This window comes from Salicola sp. AFF1 (assembly GCF_056783195.1).
In genome coordinates this window covers 1-260 of record NZ_JBXAYL010000187.1, presented here as the reverse complement: position 1 = coordinate 260, position 260 = coordinate 1, and the positions used below count along the sequence as shown (strand labels likewise).

The 260-nt window shown below is 65.8% G+C and carries 1 protein-coding gene; it reads right to left on the bottom strand.

Translation table 11 applies throughout. From position 1 onward, the window contains the following. Window positions 1-127 precede the first annotated feature (127 nt). Entirely contained in the window at window positions 128-238 is a 111-nt protein-coding gene (locus AC1RQI_RS17280) for a hypothetical protein (protein ID WP_481905841.1), read from the bottom strand. Between the last annotated feature and the right edge of the window lie 22 nt (window positions 239-260).

The window sequence follows — 260 nt, the reverse complement described above, 5'->3', positions numbered from 1 at the left end:
CGGAAGCGCAAAGGCCAGCGACGGGGTGCGGACAAACTCGACGACCGCCTGATCCGTCACCACGCTCGATTCAGGTCAATTCCGGGCATGGCGTTGTTTTAGACATTGGGCAACGCGCCCGGTGTCCCTACTCCGCCTCCGCGCTCGCGAAGCGGACGCCGAACGTGTCGGCGTTGGCCTCGCCCCAGTCGTACAGCGCTTGCAGCATCGGCTTTAGCATCTCGCCGCGCTTGGTCAGGCAGTAGCGCGAGGAGCCGCCG